This window comes from Saccharopolyspora antibiotica (assembly GCF_047200635.1).
Lineage (GTDB): Bacteria > Actinomycetota > Actinomycetes > Mycobacteriales > Pseudonocardiaceae > Saccharopolyspora_C.
This window is the reverse complement of record NZ_JBJZOI010000021.1, coordinates 89,260-104,938: the sequence shown is the minus strand read 5'-3', so window position 1 is coordinate 104,938 and position 15,679 is coordinate 89,260. Positions and strand designations below refer to the sequence as shown.

The 15,679-nt window shown below is 75.4% G+C and carries 16 protein-coding genes; 9 read left to right on the top strand and 7 right to left on the bottom strand.

The window, feature by feature from the left end:
- Window positions 1–119: 119 nt before the first annotated feature.
- Window positions 120–740 carry a cholesterol catabolism transcriptional regulator KstR gene (gene kstR, locus ACL03H_RS18520; RefSeq protein WP_412812543.1) on the top strand — a complete coding sequence of 207 codons (621 nt, stop codon included), beginning with the start codon at window positions 120–122 and terminating at the stop codon, window positions 738–740.
- Between the two features lie 41 nt (window positions 741–781).
- On the opposite strand, the gene ACL03H_RS18515 is transcribed toward kstR, so the two are convergent.
- From ACL03H_RS18515 to ACL03H_RS18500, 4 genes are all read right to left on the bottom strand, one after another.
- A complete protein-coding gene (locus tag ACL03H_RS18515) occupies window positions 782–1,810 on the bottom strand; it encodes an MBL fold metallo-hydrolase (protein WP_412812521.1) in 1,029 nt (342 codons plus the stop codon).
- Between the two features lie 244 nt (window positions 1,811–2,054).
- Window positions 2,055–3,221, bottom strand: coding sequence for an acetyl-CoA C-acetyltransferase (locus ACL03H_RS18510; RefSeq protein WP_412812520.1), 1,167 nt, complete (start codon window positions 3,219–3,221; stop codon window positions 2,055–2,057).
- Between the two features lie 20 nt (window positions 3,222–3,241).
- A complete protein-coding gene (locus tag ACL03H_RS18505) occupies window positions 3,242–4,150 on the bottom strand; it encodes an SDR family oxidoreductase (protein ID WP_412812519.1) in 909 nt (302 codons plus the stop codon).
- 16 nt (window positions 4,151–4,166) lie between these two features.
- A complete protein-coding gene (locus ACL03H_RS18500) occupies window positions 4,167–4,949 on the bottom strand; it encodes an SDR family oxidoreductase (RefSeq protein WP_412812518.1) in 783 nt (260 codons plus the stop codon).
- A 115-nt stretch (window positions 4,950–5,064) separates the two neighbouring features.
- On the opposite strand from ACL03H_RS18500, the gene ACL03H_RS18495 reads away from it, so the two are divergent.
- Genes ACL03H_RS18495 through ACL03H_RS18480 form a run of 4 tightly spaced genes read left to right on the top strand, consistent with a single transcriptional unit; the run spans window position 5,065 to window position 8,500 of the window.
- Entirely contained in the window at window positions 5,065–5,811 is a 747-nt protein-coding gene (locus ACL03H_RS18495) for an enoyl-CoA hydratase family protein (protein WP_412812517.1), read from the top strand.
- A 12-nt stretch (window positions 5,812–5,823) separates the two neighbouring features.
- On the top strand, window positions 5,824–6,690 hold the full coding sequence (locus ACL03H_RS18490) for a CoA transferase subunit A (RefSeq protein ID WP_412812516.1): 867 nt from the start codon (window positions 5,824–5,826) through the stop codon (window positions 6,688–6,690).
- Window positions 6,687–7,433, top strand: a complete 747-nt coding sequence (locus ACL03H_RS18485; RefSeq protein ID WP_412812515.1) for a CoA-transferase subunit beta — start codon at window positions 6,687–6,689, stop codon at window positions 7,431–7,433. Before ACL03H_RS18490 ends, ACL03H_RS18485 begins: the two co-directional genes overlap by 4 nt.
- Before the next feature lie 5 nt (window positions 7,434–7,438).
- Window positions 7,439–8,500, top strand: a complete 1,062-nt coding sequence (locus ACL03H_RS18480) for an NAD(P)H-dependent flavin oxidoreductase (RefSeq protein ID WP_412812542.1) — start codon at window positions 7,439–7,441, stop codon at window positions 8,498–8,500.
- A 58-nt stretch (window positions 8,501–8,558) separates the two neighbouring features.
- Here the strand turns inward: ACL03H_RS18480 and ACL03H_RS18475 are convergent, their stop codons facing one another.
- From ACL03H_RS18475 to ACL03H_RS18465, 3 genes are all read right to left on the bottom strand, one after another.
- The gene (locus ACL03H_RS18475; RefSeq protein WP_412812514.1) at window positions 8,559–9,182 is read right to left on the bottom strand and encodes a TetR/AcrR family transcriptional regulator; all 624 of its coding nucleotides are present in this window, start codon (window positions 9,180–9,182) and stop codon (window positions 8,559–8,561) included.
- Between the two features lie 151 nt (window positions 9,183–9,333).
- Entirely contained in the window at window positions 9,334–10,113 is a 780-nt protein-coding gene (locus ACL03H_RS18470; RefSeq protein ID WP_412812513.1) for an SDR family oxidoreductase, read from the bottom strand.
- Window positions 10,110–11,291 (bottom strand): acyl-CoA dehydrogenase family protein, encoded by a 1,182-nt coding sequence (locus tag ACL03H_RS18465; protein ID WP_412812512.1) that lies wholly within the window; start codon window positions 11,289–11,291, stop codon window positions 10,110–10,112. Before ACL03H_RS18465 ends, ACL03H_RS18470 begins: the two co-directional genes overlap by 4 nt.
- Before the next feature lie 152 nt (window positions 11,292–11,443).
- Here ACL03H_RS18465 and ACL03H_RS18460 point away from each other — a divergent pair, with 152 nt between their 5' ends.
- Genes ACL03H_RS18460 through ACL03H_RS18445 form a run of 4 tightly spaced genes read left to right on the top strand, consistent with a single transcriptional unit; the run spans window position 11,444 to window position 15,568 of the window.
- Window positions 11,444–12,301 (top strand): enoyl-CoA hydratase, encoded by an 858-nt coding sequence (locus ACL03H_RS18460; protein WP_412812511.1) that lies wholly within the window; start codon window positions 11,444–11,446, stop codon window positions 12,299–12,301.
- Window positions 12,302–12,314: 13 nt separating this feature from the next.
- Complete coding sequence (locus ACL03H_RS18455) at window positions 12,315–13,475, top strand: acyl-CoA dehydrogenase family protein (protein WP_412812510.1); 1,161 nt, start codon at window positions 12,315–12,317, stop codon at window positions 13,473–13,475.
- The gene (locus ACL03H_RS18450) at window positions 13,472–14,467 is read left to right on the top strand and encodes an acyl-CoA dehydrogenase family protein (RefSeq protein ID WP_412812509.1); all 996 of its coding nucleotides are present in this window, start codon (window positions 13,472–13,474) and stop codon (window positions 14,465–14,467) included. The genes ACL03H_RS18455 and ACL03H_RS18450 overlap by 4 nt, the downstream gene beginning before the upstream one ends.
- A 15-nt stretch (window positions 14,468–14,482) precedes the next feature.
- Window positions 14,483–15,568, top strand: a complete 1,086-nt coding sequence (locus ACL03H_RS18445) for an acyl-CoA dehydrogenase family protein (RefSeq protein WP_412812508.1) — start codon at window positions 14,483–14,485, stop codon at window positions 15,566–15,568.
- The last annotated feature ends 111 nt before the right edge of the window (window positions 15,569–15,679 follow it).

Sequence of the window (15,679 nt, the reverse complement as noted above, 5' to 3'; positions counted from 1 at the left end):
GACTGGAACATGTTCTCATTAAGGCATGGGGTCAGCGCAGACCCGCCGAGGGGAGCGGTGCCCGCGCGGGCACTCCCGCGCGATCGACGGACGTGGAGAGGACCGACCTCATGAACGCGATGCCGCGACGCGGCTCCACCGGGAACGCCGGCGGCCTGCTGGCCGACGACCAGGGCGGCTCGGCGGCGCAGAACGCGCGCCGCAAGCGCATCATCGACGCCACCATCGCGCTGGCCGGCAAGGGCGGGTACGAGGCCGTGCAGATGCGCGCGGTCGCCGAGCGCGCCGACGTGGCGCTGGGGACGCTCTACCGCTACTTCCCGTCCAAGATTCACCTGCTGGTGACGGGCCTGGCCCGCGAGTTCGAACGCTCGCTGGAGCGGATGGATCGCACCAAGATCCCGGGCGAGACGCCCTACGACCGGGTGCTGCACGTGCTCTCGCGCACCACCCGCACGATGCAGCGCCACCCGCAGCTGACCGAGGCGATGACGCGCGCGTTCATGTTCGCCGACACCTCGGCGGCCGCCGAGGTGGACGTCGTCGGCGCGCTGACCGAGCGCCTGTTCAGCGGAGCCATGGTGGTCGGCGACGCCGAGCCCACCGAGGAGCAGCGCGCGATCGCCCGCGTGATCGCGGACGTGTGGCTGTCCAACCTGGTCGCCTGGGTGACCCGCCGCGCCTCGGCCACCGACGTGGCCAACCGGCTGGAGCTCACGGTGCGGCTGCTGCTGCGCTGAGCGCGGGGCCGGCCGCTCCGGGAAGCGGGGTGGCCGGCCCATCAGATCGACCGGTACCGGTCGACGCCGTCCACCGCGGAGCGGCTGGCCCGATCGCGGGCGACCAGGACGTTGAGGTGCGCCGCGGTCTCCCCCACGGCGAGCACCTGGTTGAACACGTCCAGGTCCGCGAAGTTCCGCTCCCGGCGGGTCCAGCCGAGCCTGCCCGCCACCTCGAAGGCCGTCTCCACACCGGGCTCCAGCGCCTCGGCGGTGCGGTCCAGCCGCTGCTCGTGATGCTCCAGCAGTTCCTCGACCCGCGCGTGCGCGCTCGGGGTCGCGGGGCCGTGCGCGGGCAGCAGCCGCAGGTCCGGCAGCTCCCGCACCCGGCGCAGCGAGTCCAGGTAGTCGCCGAGCGGCAGCGGGGTGCGCGCGGCCTCCAGCCCGATGGAGGGCGTGATGTGCGGCAGCACGTGGTCCCCGGCGAACAGCAGCGAGTGCGCGGCGTCCGCGAACACCACGTGGCCCCGGGTGTGCCCGGGAGTGCTCACCACTCGCAGGGTGCGCGTCCCGAGGTCGATCTCGTCGCCGTCGGCCAGCCACTCGTCGGGCGCCTCGTAGTTCGGCTCCGGCTTCCCCCCGTCGGCCGCCACGGCCGAGCGCACCATCGCGGCGAGCTCCGCCGCCCCGCCGCGCTCCAGCTTGCCCAGCTGCCGGTCGTGGGTACCGGACAGCAGCGCCTCCAGCGAGGGGCGCTCGCCCTCGCCGAGCGCGATCGGGGTGCCGAACTCGGCGCGCAGCCGCACGGCCAGGGTGTAGTGGTCCTGGTGCAGGTGGGTCACGAGGAAGCGGCGCACGTCGCCGAGCCCGCGGCCCAGGTCGCCGAGCGCCGCTTCGAGCGCCTCCCTGGCCTCCGGCCTGGCCCAGCCGGCGTCGACGAGCACCAGCCCGTCCCCGTCGTCGACGGCGTACACGTTCACCGCGCGCAGGCCGTCGCCGGGCATCGGCAGCGGGATCCGGTGCACCCCGGGCGCGACTTCGAACGCGCCCGGACGGATCCACTCGTGCCGCGCGGCCACGTCCACGTCCACCAACCGAACCTCCCGGATCGCACACCCTGCTCCTGGCAAGGTAAACGTGAAATGTCCTCAGAGGGTGACGTGCGTTCTAGAACACACCTGCCAACCCCGGCCACCGTCCCGCGCTCGAACGCGGCGGCCGGGCCCCGGAGGCCGGTTGACCTGGGCCGCGTCCGGAACCCGGCGCCGGGGCGCCCGCACGGAGACCGGCACCTCGCCCCGGTGCGCGGCCGGGCGTGGCGAACCGCCGCGACGGCTAGCTCCCGAGCCGCTCGACGATCGTCACGTTGGCGGTGCCGCCACCCTCGCACATGGTCTGCAACCCGTAGCGCCCACCGGTGCGCTCCAGCTCGCCCAGCAGCGTCGCCATCAGCTTCGTCCCGGTCGCGCCGAGCGGGTGCCCCAGCGCGATCGCGCCGCCGTTGGGGTTCACCCTGTCCGGGTCGACGTCGATCTCCTGGAGCCAGGCCAGGACCACGCTCGCGAACGCCTCGTTGATCTCCACCACGTCCAGGTCCGCCGGGCTCAGCCCGGTCCGCTCCAGCGCGTGCCGGGTGGCCGCGATGGGGGCGGAGAGCATCCGCACCGGATCGTCGCCGCGCACGCCGAGGTGGTGGATCCGCGCCCGGGGCCTCCAGCCGTGCTCGGAGACCGCCCGCTCGGAGGCCACCAGCAGCGCCGAGGCGCCGTCGGAGAGCTGGCTGGACACCCCGGCGGTGAGCACGCCGCCGGGCCGCAGGGCGCGCAGCCCGGCCAGCTTCTCCCGGCTGGTGTCCCGCCGCGGCCCCTCGTCCCGCTCGATCCCGGCGACCGGCACCACCTCGGCGTCGAAGCGGCCCCCGTCGATCGCGGCGATCGCGCGCCGGTGGCTGGTGAGCGCGAACTCCTCCAGCGCCTCCCGGGACAGACCCCGCTCCCGCGCGATGAGCTCCGCGCCCCGGAACTGGGTGATCTCCGCGTCGCCGTAGCGGCGCTGCCAGCCCGCCGAGCCGGAGCCCGGACCGTAGGCGACGGGGAAGGCCAGCCCGTCGGCCGCGCGCAGCGCGCTGCCGATCGGGATGGCGCTCATGTTGGCCACCCCGCCCGCGATCACCAGCTCGGCGGTGCCGCTGAGCACCGCCTGCGCGGCGAAGTGCACCGCCTGCTGCGAGGACCCGCACTGCCGGTCCACGGTCACCCCCGGCACGTGCTCCGGGTAGCCCGCCGCGAGCCAGCCGGTGCGCGCGATGTTGCCCGCCTGCGCGCCCACCGCGTCCACGCAGCCCCAGATCACGTCGTCGACCGCGCCGGGGTCCAGTCCGGTGCGCTCGACCAGCGCCCGCAGCACGTGCGCGGACAGGTCGGCCGGGTGGATGCCGCTGAGACCGCCGCCGCGCCTTCCCACCGGGGTGCGCAGCGCGTCCACGACGTACGCCTCGCTCATGCTCCCTCACTTCCCGCTGGTCACGTGCCGTACACGGGTTCGGGGTCGGGCTCGCGATCGAGCAGCGCCCGGACCACGGGGCCGAGCTCGGCGGGATCGCGGCGGCGCCCGGCGTCGTCGCCCGCGCCGTGCCGCCAGGCGGTCATCACGCGGATCGCACCACCCGCGACCTCGAAGACCCGGCCGGTGACCCCGGCGGACTCCGGGCTGCCCAGCCAGACCACCAGCGGCGCGACGTTCTCCGGAGCCATCGCGTCGAAACCGCCGTCCGGGCGGGCCATGTCGGCGGCGAAGACGTCCTCGGTCATCCGGGTGCGCGCGGCCGGGGCGATCGCGTTCGCGGTGACCCCGTAGCGGGCGAGCTCGGCGGCGGCGTTCACGGTCAGCGCGGCGATCCCCGCCTTCGCGGCGGCGTAGTTGCTCTGCCCGACGCTGCCCAGCAGGCCCGCGCCGGAACAGGTGCCGATCAGCCGGGCGTCCACCCGCTCCCCCGCCTTCGCCCGCTCGCGCCAGTGCGCGGCCGCGTGCCGGGTGGTCGCGGCGTGACCCTTGAGGTGCACCCGCACCACGTCGTCCCACTCCCGCTCGGAGAGGTTCGCCAGCATCCGGTCCCGCGCGAAACCGGCGTTGTTCACGAGCACGTCCAGCCGCCCGAACGTCGCCGCGGCCGCGTCCACCAGGCGCCGCGCTTGCGCCCAGTCGGCCACGTCGGAGCCGTCGGCGATCGCCTCGCCGCCCAGCGCGCGGATCTCCTCCACCACCGCGGCGGCGGGCCCGGCGTCTCCCCCGCCGCCGCCGTCCGCGGCGGTGCCGAGATCGTTGACCACCACCTTCGCGCCCTGCCGGGCGAACTCCAGCGCGTGCGCGCGTCCCAGGCCGCGGGCGGCGCCGGTCACGACGACCACCCTGCCCTCGCAGATTCCGGCCACTGCCGCCTCCTCCTCGTCAGGGCCGCGCGCGGGACTCCGCGGCCAGCCGGGTCAGGTGCGGGTGCGGTTCGCCGCCACCGTGGACGGCGAGCACGTCCCCGGTCAGGTACTCCGCCAGCGGCGAGGCCAGGAACGCGCAGGCGTGCCCGACGTCCTCCGCCTCGGCCGGGCGGCCCAGCGGGATTCCGCGAGCGAAACCGCTGTCGGCAGCCGCGGCGCCGAACCGCGCGGCGACGCCGTCGGTGCGGGCGAGGCCGACCGCGATCGCGTTCACCCGCACCTCCGGGGCGAACTCCAGGGCGAGGGTGCGGGTCAGGCTCTCCAGCCCCGCCTTGGCCGCCGCGTAGGCGGCGGCGGTGGGTGCGGGGCGGTGCGCGGCGGCGCTGCTGATCATGATCACCGAGCCGCCGCGCCGCCGCAGCCCCGGCCACGCCCGCTGGCAGACCAGCAGCGGCGCCAGCAGGTTCAGCTCGACGATCTTGGCGTGGAACCGGGGCGAAGCGGTGGTGGTGTCCGCCGGCGGCGCGCCGCCCGCGTTGTTCACCACCAGGTCCAGACCGCCCCAGCGCTCGGCCACCTCGCCGATCAGCCGGTCCACCTGCTCCGGATCGCGCACGTCGGCGGTCCGGAACTCCGCCCGCCTGCCACCGCCCTCCGGCAACCGCTCCGGCGGGGTCCGGGAGCAGACCCACACCTCGGCGCCCGCGCGCAGCAGCACGCCCGCGATCCCCGCGCCGATGCCCCGGGTGCCCCCGGTCACCAGCGCCACCCGGCCGGACAGGTCGATCTCCACTCCCACGGCGGCCTCCGAACGCTCAGCCCGGCCGGACCGGGAATCTCCGCCCCTGGCGGGGACTTCACCGCGGTTGCTACCGTACCAACCAAACCTAACAAGTGCTAGGTTTGGTGATGCCATGACGATCCGAATTCGTTGCCACGACGGCGGAATCGCGGTGCTGACCGTGGACCACCCACCGGTGAACGCGCTTCCCGCGCGGGGTTGGCTGGACCTCGCGAGCGCGATCCGCCGCGCCGGTGCCGACGAGGCCACCCGGGTGCTCGTGCTGCGGGCGGAGGGGCGCGGCTTCAACGCCGGGGTCGACATCAAGGAACTCGCCGCCGACCCCGGCCACCAGAAGCTGCTGGAAGTCAACCGCGGCTGCTACGAGGCGTTCCGCAGCGTCTACGACTGCCCGGTGCCGGTGATCGCCGCCGTGCACGGGTTCTGCCTCGGCGGCGGCATCGGGCTGGTCGGCAACGCCGACGTCCTGCTCGCCTCCGAGGACGCCACCTTCGGGCTGCCCGAGGTGGACCGGGGCGCGCTCGGCGCCGCCACCCACCTGCTGCGGCTGGTGCCGCAGCACTGCGCGCGGGCCATGTTCTACACCGGGCGGACCGCGACCGCGCGGGACTTGGAGCGCTTCGGCTCGGTCTGGGAGGTCGTCGCTCCCGAGCGGCTGGGCACGGCTGCGATGGAGCTGGCGGCGGAGATCGCGGCCAAGGACCCGCTGGTGGTGCGCAAGGCGAAGGAATCGCTCAACGGCATCGACCCGGTCGACGTGCACCGCAGCTACCGGTTCGAGCAGGGCTTCACCTTCGAGCTCAACCTCAGCGGGGCGGCCGCCCGGGCGCGCGGCCGGTTCGGGCGCGAGCAGGGCTGAGAGGGGCGTGCGGTGCTGGACAAACTGGTGACCCCGGACGACGTCGTGGCGCGGTTGGCGGACGGGATGACCATCGGCATCGGCGGCTGGGGCTCCCGGCGCAAGCCGATGGCGCTGGTGCGCGCGATCCTGCGCTCCGACCTCACCGACCTGACCGTGGTCTCCTACGGGGGACCGGACGTGGGGCTGCTGGCGGCGGCGGGCAAGCTCCGGCGGGTGGTGCACGGCTTCGTGTCGCTGGACTCCATCCCGCTGGACCCGCACTTCCGCGCGGCGCGCCAGCGCGGCGGGCCCGCGGTCTCCGAGTACGACGAGGGCATGGTGCTGGCCGGGCTGCGCGCGGCGGCCGCGCGGGTGCCGTTCCACCCGACCAGGGCCGGGCTCGGTTCCGACGTGCCCGCGCTGAACCCGGAGTTGCGCACGGTGCGCTCGCCCTACCCGGACGGCGAGGAGCTGATCGCGATGCCGGCCCTGCGGCTGGACGCCGCCCTGGTGCACCTCAACCGCGCGGACCGGCACGGCAACGCGCAGTACCTGGGGCCGGACCCCTACTTCGACGACCTGCTGTGCGCGGCGGCCGACCGCGCCTACGTCAGCTGCGAGCGCGTGGTGCCCACCGGCGAACTGCTGCGGGCCGGGCCGGTGCAGTCGCTGCTGCTGAACCGCGCGCACACCGACGCGGTGGCCGAGACCCCGCGCGGCGCGCACTTCACCGCCTGCGCCCCGGACTACGAGCGGGACGAGGCGTTCCAGCGGCGCTACGCGGCCAGCGCGGCCGACGCGGCGAGCTGGCGGGAGTTCCGCGCGCGGTTCCTCGACGGCGACGAGCGGTCCTACCAGGCCGCGGTGGACGCGGCGCGGGAGGTGAGCGGATCATGACTGTTGCGAGCCGCGCGGAGGTCTGCGCCGCGGCCTGCGCCGACAGCTGGAGCGACGCCGGGGAGGTGCTGGCCTCGCCGTTCGGGGTCATCCCGGCGCTCGGGGCCCGGCTGGCCAAGCGCACCACCGCTCCGGACCTGCTGCTCACCGACGGCGAGGCGCTGCTGCTGGCCGATCCGCCGCCGCTGGGCCGCGCGGGCGATCCGGTCGTCGAGGGCTGGATGCCCTACCGAAACGTGCTCGACCTGCTCGCGGGCGGGCGGCGCCGGGTGATGATGGGCGCCACCCAGGTCGACCGGTACGGCAACCAGAACATCTCCCGGATCGGCCCGTGGGACCGGCCGCGGGTGCAGCTGATCGGGGTGCGCGGAGCGCCGGGCAACTCGGTCAACCACGTCACGAACTACTGGGTCCCCCGGCACGGGAAGCGGGTCTTCGTCGAGTCGGTGGACCTGGTCTGCGGCGTCGGCCACGACCGGGCCACCGGCGCCGCCGGGAGGTTCCACGACGTGCGGGTGGTGGTGACCGATCTGGCCGTGCTGGACTTCGCCGGCCCCGGCGGGGCGATGCGGCTGCGCTCGACGCACCCCGGGGTGTCGGTGCGGCAGGTGCGGGAGGCGACCGGCTTCGAACTGGACACCTCCGCGGTCGAGCGGACCCGGACGCCGACCGCGCGGGAGCTGGCGCTGATCCGCACCGAGCTCGACCCGGACGGCCTGCGCGAGCGGGAGGTGCCGTCGTGACCGGGCTGGAGACCGCCCTGTGCCGGTTGACCGGGGTGCGGCACCCCGTGGTGCAGACCGGGATGGGCTGGGTCGCCGGCCCCCGGCTGGTCGCGGCGACCGCCGAGGCGGGCGGTCTGGGGATCCTCGGGGCGGCCACGATGCGCCTGGAGGAGCTGGCCGCGGCGATCCGCGAGGTCCGGGAGCGCACCGAGGCGCCGTTCGGGGTGAATCTCCGCGCCGACGCACCCGACGCGGGGCAGCGCGTCGACCTGCTGATCCGGGAGGGCGTGCGGGTCGCCTCCTTCGCGCTCTCCCCGGGGGAACGGCTCATCGGCAGGCTCAAGGACGCGGGGATCGTGGTCATCCCCTCGGTGGGCGCGGTCCGGCACGCCGAGAAGGTGCGCGCGCAGGGCGCGGACGCGGTGCTGGTGCAGGGCGCCGAGGGCGGCGGGCACACCGGGGCCGTGGCCACCACGGTGCTGCTGCCGCAGGTCGTGGACGCGGTGGACATCCCGGTGATCGCGGCGGGCGGGTTCTTCGACGGGCGCGGGTTGGCCGCCGCGCTGTGCTTCGGAGCCGCCGGGATCGGGATGGGCACCCGGTTCCTGCTCACCAGCGACAGCGCGGTGCCCGAGGAGGTCAAGCGCCGCTACTTGGCGGCGGACGCTCGGGACGCCGTGGTGACCGCGCGGATCGACGGGCTGCCGCACCGGATGCTGCGCAGCGCCCTGACCGAGCGCGCCGAGTCCACCGGCCTGCCGCGGCGGTTGCCGGGCGCGGTGCGGCGCGCCGCGGCGTACCGGGCGATGAGCGGCGCGAGCTGGCGGGAGCTGGTGGCCGACGGGCTCGCGATGCGCCGGGCCCGTCGGCTGCCCTGGGACGCGGTGCTGCTGGCCGCGAACACCCCGATGCTGATCAGAGCCGCGCTCGTCGGCGGCGACGCGGAGGCCGGGGTGCTGCCAGCCGGGCAGGCGGTCGGCGCCATCGAGCGGCTGCCGAGCTGCGCGGAGCTGATCACCGGAATCGTCGAGGACGCCGCCCGCGTCCTCGGTTCGGCCCCCGGAGCGGCCAACCCCCGTTCCTGACCCCGGCCCCGGGAGGCCCCGACCGGTCGGCCCGGCATCGCGAGCGGCGGGTGGGCGATCACCGCTCGGCCATGATGCCGTCGCAGAGCAGCGCGACGTGCTCCTCGGCGATGACCTGGGCGTTGAGCCTGCCGCGCGGGTTGTACCAGTGCACCGTGGTCCACACCGCGTCCCGGACGAACCGGTAGGTGATCTTGATGTTGAGGTCGGCGCGGAAGACCCCGCTGTCCTGGCCCTGTTGCAGCACCTTCATCCAGGTGCGCTCGAAGTCGTTGGCCGCGCGGCGCAGGTAGCTGAAGCGTTCCAGGTGGGCGAGGTGCTTGGCCTCGTTCTGGTAGATGGTGACCGCCGCGCGGTAGCGGTCCATCGCCTCGAAGGAGCGGCGGATCAGCTCCGCGATCGCGGTGCGCGGATCGGAGCCCTCCCGCAGCACCTCCCGGTGCACCTGCTGCTGGAAGTCCAGGAACTCGCGCAGGATCTCGTCCACCATGGACTCCTTGGAGTCGAAGTGGTGGTAGAGGCTGCCGGAGAGGATGCCCGCGGCATCGGCGATCTCGCGCACCGTGGTGACCGCGAAGCCGCGCTCCGCGAACAGGTCCGCGGCGATCGCGAGCAGCTCGGACCGCCGCGACACCCCGGTCCCGCCCGGTGCGCGCCCGGACGAGCGCTTGGTGGTTGCCATGCCGCCATCCTCCCAGAACGGACACCTCGCCTCTCGCCGCCCGTCCACGCCCCGGCTCGTCCCCGGGCCGCGGACGGGATCCCCGGCGGTCGCCCGGCCCGCGAGTGGACGCTCACGACCCCGTGAGGAAGACCGGTGCCGGGCGACCAGGTCACGGGTGCCTGCTGCTGACGGAGACGATCTCGCCCGTCAGGTAGGTCGAGTACTCGGAGGCGAGGAACACGATGACGTTGGCGACCTCCCAGGGTTCGGCGGAGCGGCCGAACGCCTCGCGGGACTCCAGCTCCGCCAGCAGCTCGGGCGTGGTCACCTTGGCCAGGTGCGGGTGCGTCACCAGGCTCGGCGCCACCGCGTTGATCCGCACCCCGAGCTCGGCGGCGTCCAGCGCGGCGCAGCGGGTCAGCGCCATCACGCCCGCCTTCGCCGCCGCGTAGTGCGCCTGGCCCGCCTGGGCGCGCCAGCCGACCACCGAGGCGTTGTTCACCACGACCCCGCCGCTGCCCTGCTCCCGGAACAGCCGCACCGCCGCCCGGGTGCAGCGGAAGGTGCCGGTGAGGGTGACGTCGAGGACGCGGCCCCACTGCTCGTCGGTCATGTCCTGGACCGCAGCGGTCCCGCCGAGCCCGGCGTTGTTCACCACCACGTCGACCCGGCCGCACTCGGCCGCGGCGGTGGCGAACAGCGCGCGCACCTGGTCCTCGTCGGTGACGTCGCAGGGCACCGCGTGCACCCGCGCACCGGGCAGGGCGGCGAGCTCGTCGCGGGCCCGCGCCAGCCGCCGGGGGTGCGCGTCGCTGAGCACGACCCGGGCGCCCTCGCGCAGCGCGCGGCGGGCGGTGGCGAAGCCGATGCCGGTTCCCGCCGCGGCGGTGACCAGCACGGTCCGCCCGCGCAGCAGGTCGTGCGGGGCGGGTTCCACGGGTGCGGTCACGGGCGGGCCTCCCCGGGCAGGCCGAGCACGCGCTCGGCGATGATCGTGCGCTGGATCTCGTTGGATCCGCCGTAGATGGTGTCCGCGCGGGTGAACAGGAACAGCCGCTGCCGCTCGTCGAGCTCGTAGGGCGGGCCCTCCGCGATCAGGCCGCCGGCCCCGGCGACCTCGACGGCGAGCTCGCCGAGCCCCCGGTGGAAGGTCGCCCAGTGCAGCTTCGCGATCGAGGCCTCCGGCCCGGCGGTCCCCTCGGCGGCACTGGAGAGCGTGCGCAGCGCGTGCAGCCGCATCACCTCCAGCCCGATCCGGGCCCGGGTGATCTTGTCCCGCAGCAGCGGGTCCTCCAGCGCGCCGGTGGCGCGGGCGAGCTCGGTGATCCGCTCCAGCTCGCGGCGGAACACGACCTGCTGGTCGATGGTCCCGACGCCGCGTTCGAAGCCGAGGGTGCCCATCGCGACCCGCCAACCGCCGCCGACCTCGCCCACCACGTGCTCGGCCCGGGTGCGGGCCCCGTCGAAGAAGACCTCGTTGAACTCGGAGGTGCCGGTGAGCTGCACGATCGGCCGCACCTCGACGCCCGGCTGGTCCATCGGCACCAGCAGGTAGGACAGTCCGCGATGGCGGTGGCCGCCGGGATCGGTGCGGACGAGCGCGAAGCACCAGTCGGCCACGTGCGCCAGCGAGGTCCACGTCTTCTGGCCGTCCAGCACCCAGTCCGGGCCGTCCCGGCGCGCCCGGGTGGACACGCCCGCCAGGTCCGAGCCCGCGCCCGGCTCGGAGTAGCCCTGGCACCAGAGCTCGCGGACCCCGACGATCGGCGGCAGGAACCGCCGCCGCTGCCGCTCGGTGCCGAAGGCGATGATCGTGGGCCCGAGCAGCTCCTCACCGACGTGGCCGACGCGCACGGGAGCGCGGGCGCGGGCGTACTCCTCGTGGAAGACGACCTGCTCGGCCAGGGTCGCGCCGCGGCCGCCGAACTCCTCGGGCCACCCGAGGCAGGTCCAGCCGCCCTCGGCGAGCCGGCGGTCCCAGGCCAGCCGCAGCTCGAACGCCTCGTGCTCGCGGCCGGGGCCGCCGAGCCCCCGGGCCGCGGCGAAGTCCCCGGTGAGGTGATCGCCGAGCCACTCCCGGACCTCGCGGCGGAACGCCGCCTCCCGCGCGCTGTCGGACAGATCCACGGGAGCCTCCTCCGCCGCACCGGACTCCGGTCACCGGATCACCGCTCTCCCCGCCACCCGGCGAAGAACTCAACCCTACCAAGCACTTGCTAGCTTCGGTTAGCCTCGATCTCGGCGGGCAGCGCACGTTCCCGGAACGCGAGGAGCAGATGATGGCCGAACAGGAACCGGTGGTGCGCTACGAGCGGTCCGGGCGGACCGCCGTGGTGACCATGAACCGGCCCCGGTACCGCAACGCGCAGAACTCCGCGATGACCTACGCGCTCGACGACGCCTTCTACCGCGCGTGCGCCGACGACGACGTGGGCGCGATCGTGCTCACCGGGGCCGGGGACCACTTCTCCGCCGGGCACGACATCGGGTCGCCCGGCCGCGACGCGGACGTGGACTTCGAGCGCCGCGCCGGGTTGTGGTGGGGCCACGTCGGCAAGGACGGCGGCGAATCGCGCTTCGCGCGGGAGCAGGAGGTCTACCTGGGCATGTGCCGCCGCTGGCGGGAGATGCCGAAACCGGTGATCGCCGGGGTGCGGGGAGCGTGCGTGGCGGGCGGGCTGATGCTGGCCTGGGTGTGCGATCTCATCGTCGCCGCCGAGGACGCCTTCTTCGCGGATCCGGTGGTGCGGATGGGGATTCCCGGCGTGGAGTACTTCGCGCACCCGTGGGTGCTCGGTCCTCGCGCGGCCAAGGAGATGCTGTTCACCGGCGACCGGCTCGACGCGCGGCGGGCCCGCGAGATCGGGATGGTCAACCGGGTGGTGCCTCGCGCCGAGCTCGACGCCGCAGCGCTGGAGCTGGCCGGGCAGGTCGCCGAGATGCCCCGGTTCGGCCTGGCGCTGGCGAAGAAGGCGGTGAACCAGGCCGAGGACCTGATGGGCAGGCACAGCGGCCTCGACTCCGCGTTCGGCCTGCATCACCTGGCGCACGCGCACAACGCCGAGGTCGGCTCGGACTCGCTGCGCGGGATGGACGCCAAGGGCATGAAGCGGGCCGCCGAGGAGTCCGGGCGCTGACCGGGAGGGCACCGTGGACCTGAACTTCACCGCCGAGGACCTGGCGTTCCGGGACGAGGTGCGGGCGTGGCTGCGCGCCCACGTGCCCGCCGCACCGCTGCCCTCGCTGGAGACCGGGCGCGGGTTCGCCGCGCACCGCGACTGGGAGCGGGAGCTGCACGCGGCGGGGCTGTCGGTGGTGTCCTGGCCCGCCGAGTACGGCGGCCGGGACGCCTCGCTGGTGCGGTGGCTGCTGTTCGAGGAGGAGTACCACGCCGCCGGGGCTCCCGGCCGGGTCGGGCAGAACGGCATCTTCCTGCTGGCGCCGACGATGTTCGAGCACGGCACGCCCGAGCAGCGGCGGCGCTACCTCCCGCCGATGGCCTCAGGGCACGAGGTGTGGGCGCAGGCCTGGTCGGAGCCCGAGGCGGGCAGCGACCTCGCCGCGCTGCGCAGCCGCGCCCGCCGGGTCCCGGGCGGCTGGCGGCTGTGCGGGCAGAAGACGTGGAGCTCGCGGGCCGCGTTCGCCGACCGTGCGTTCGGGTTGTTCCGCAGCGATCCGGATGCGCGCCGTCACCGCGGGTTGACCTACTTCCTGTTCCCGCTGGACGCCGAAGGCGTGCTGGTGCGCCCGATCCCGCGCTTGGACGGGAAACCGGCGTTCGCGGAGGTCTTCCTGGACGAGGTGTTCGTGCCCGACGAGGACGTGCTCGGCGAACCCGGCGCGGGCTGGCGGGTGGCCATGAGCACCGCGAGCAGCGAGCGCGGGCTCTCGCTGCGCAGCCCCGGGCGCTTCCTCGCCGCCGCCGGGCGGCTGGTGCGGGCCTGGTCGGAGCGCGGCGCGGAGGAGGACGTCGCCGGGCGGGTGGTGGACGCCTGGGTGAGCGCGCAGGCCTACCGGCTGGCCACCTTCGGAACGGTCGCGCGGGTGCTCGACGGCGGGGCCGTCGGGCCGGAGGCGAGCCTGACGAAGGTGTTCTGGTCGGAGCTGGACGTGCGGCTGCACGAGGCGGCGCTGGAGCTGCTGGGGCCGGGCGGCGAGCTCGCGGCCGACTCCCCCGGGGCGGCCGGGGGCGGGGCGTGGGCGGAGGGCTACCTGTTCTCGCTGGCCGGGCCGATCTACGCGGGCACCAACGAGATCCAGCGCGACATCATCGCCGAGCGGCTGCTCGGCCTGCCCCGGGAGCCGCGATGAGGTTCGCCCGCACCACCGAGCAGCAGGACGTGGCCGAGACCCTGCGGGCCCTGCTGGACGCGGCCGGAACAGCCGAGATCGCGCGCGCCTGGGCGCGGGGCGATCCGGAACCGTGGCGCGCGGTGTGGGCGCGGCTGGCCGGGATGGGCGCGTGCGGGGTGGTGGTGCCCGAGCACCAGGGCGGGCAGGGCCTGGGCGCGGTGGAACTGGCGGTGTGCCTGGAAGAACTCGGCTACGCGGGGCTTCCGGGCCCGGTGGTGGAGTCGCTCGCGGCGGTGCCCGCGCTGCTCGCGGACGCGGGGCAGCCGTGGCCCGCGGAACTGGCGGCGGGCCGGGTGGTGGCCTCGGTGGCGTTTCCCGGCCCCGTCCCGCTCGCGCTCGACGCGACCGCGGCTGACGTGGTCTTCCGGTGCGCGGACGGGGTCGCGGTGGTGGCGCGGCCGACCGGGGAGCCGGAGCGCTCCCTCGATCCGACCCGCGCGTTGCGGGCGGTCGCCCCGGCGGGCCCGCCGATCCCGGGCGCGCGGGTGGCGGCGGCCTTCGACGCCGGGGTGCTCGGCTGCGCGGCGCAACTGCTCGGCATCGGGCGGCGGCTGCTGGACCTCGCGCTGCGCCACGTCCGCGAGCGCCACCAGTTCGGCCGCCCGATCGGCTCGTTCCAGGCGGTCAAGCACGCGCTGGCGGACGTCGCGCTGCGGCTGGAGTTCGCCCGGCCGCTGGTGCGGGGTGCCTGCCTGGCGCTGGATTCCGGCGCGGAGCACGCCGACCGCGACGTCTCGGTGGCGAAGACCGCGTCCGCCGAGGCCGCGCGGCTCGCGGCCCGGACCGCGTTGCAGGTGCACGGCGCGATCGGCTACACCGCCGAGCACGACCTGCACCTGTGGCTGCTCAAGGCCGCGGCGCTGAACTCCGCCTGGGGGAACGACCGGTTCCACCGGCACCGGATCGCCGCCGCGCTGGCGGCCGGGCGCACCGCCCCGATCGGACCGTGACCCCGGGAGGACCTCGTGCGCTTCGCGTTCACCGAGCAGCAGCAGGACCTGCGAGCCGCCGTGCGCGGCCTGGTCGACCGCGCGGGCGGTCCGCGCGTCCCACCGCCGGAGAAGCCCGGTTCCGGCCACGACGCCGCGCTGTGGCGGCGGCTGGCGGGCGAGATCGGCGCGGCCGGGCTCGCCGTGCCCGAGGAGTTCGGCGGCAGCGGGGCGAGCTTGCTGGAGAGCTGCGTGGTCGCCGAGGAGCTGGGCCGCAGGCTGGTGCCGGTCCCGTTCATCGGCACCGCGCTGGCGGCCGAGGCGCTGCTGGCCGCCGGTGATCCGGCCGGGTCGCTGCCCGGGATCGCCGCCGGGGAGCGGATTCCCGCGCTGGCCTGGGCGGAAGCCCGGCAGTGGTGGAGCACGGCCGGTTGCGCGACCGAGGCCGCACCGGATGGCGCCGAGTGGCTGCTGACCGGGGAGAAGACCTTCGTGCTCGACGGCCACCTGGCGGACCTGGTGCTGGTCGTGGCCGCCGCCGACGAGGGGCCGGGGTTGTTCGAGCTGGCGGCGGGGGCCGGGTCGATGCGCCCGGAGACCCCGCTGGACCCGACCCGGCCGCTGGCCCGGCTGGTGCTCACCGAGGCCCCGGCGCGGCGGATCAGCGGTGCCGCCGGGCCGGTGCTGGAGCGCTGTCTCGACGCGGCCGCCGTGCTGCTGTCCGCGGAGTGCGTGGGCGCTGCCGACCGGTGGCTCCACGAGATCGTGGGTCACGTCGGGGCGCGCGAGCAGTTCGGCCGCCCCATCGGCTCCTTCCAGGCGATCAAGCACCGGCTGGCGGACCTGCTCGCGGCGGTGGAAACCGCGCGCTCCCTCGCTCAGGCGGCGGCGTGGGCGGTCGCCGTCCGCGACGAGCGGGGGCCGGAGTGGGCGGCGATGGCGAAGTCGCTGTGCTGCGAGACCTACCAGGACGTCGCCGCCGAGGGGGTCCAGCTGCACGGCGCGCTCGGCATCACCTGGGAGCACGAGGCCCACCTGCACCTCAAGCGGGCCCACGGCTCCGCCCACCTCTTCGGCACTCCCCGCCGGCACCGCGAACGCCTGGAACGGCTCCTGGACTGACCCGCTGCCCACCGGAGCGCCGTCGCCCCGGCGTGCCCGGCGACGCCGCCGCAGCACGCGATCCCCCACCCCCTCCGGACCCGGGAGCCTCGTCGCGGGCCGGTGCGGGCC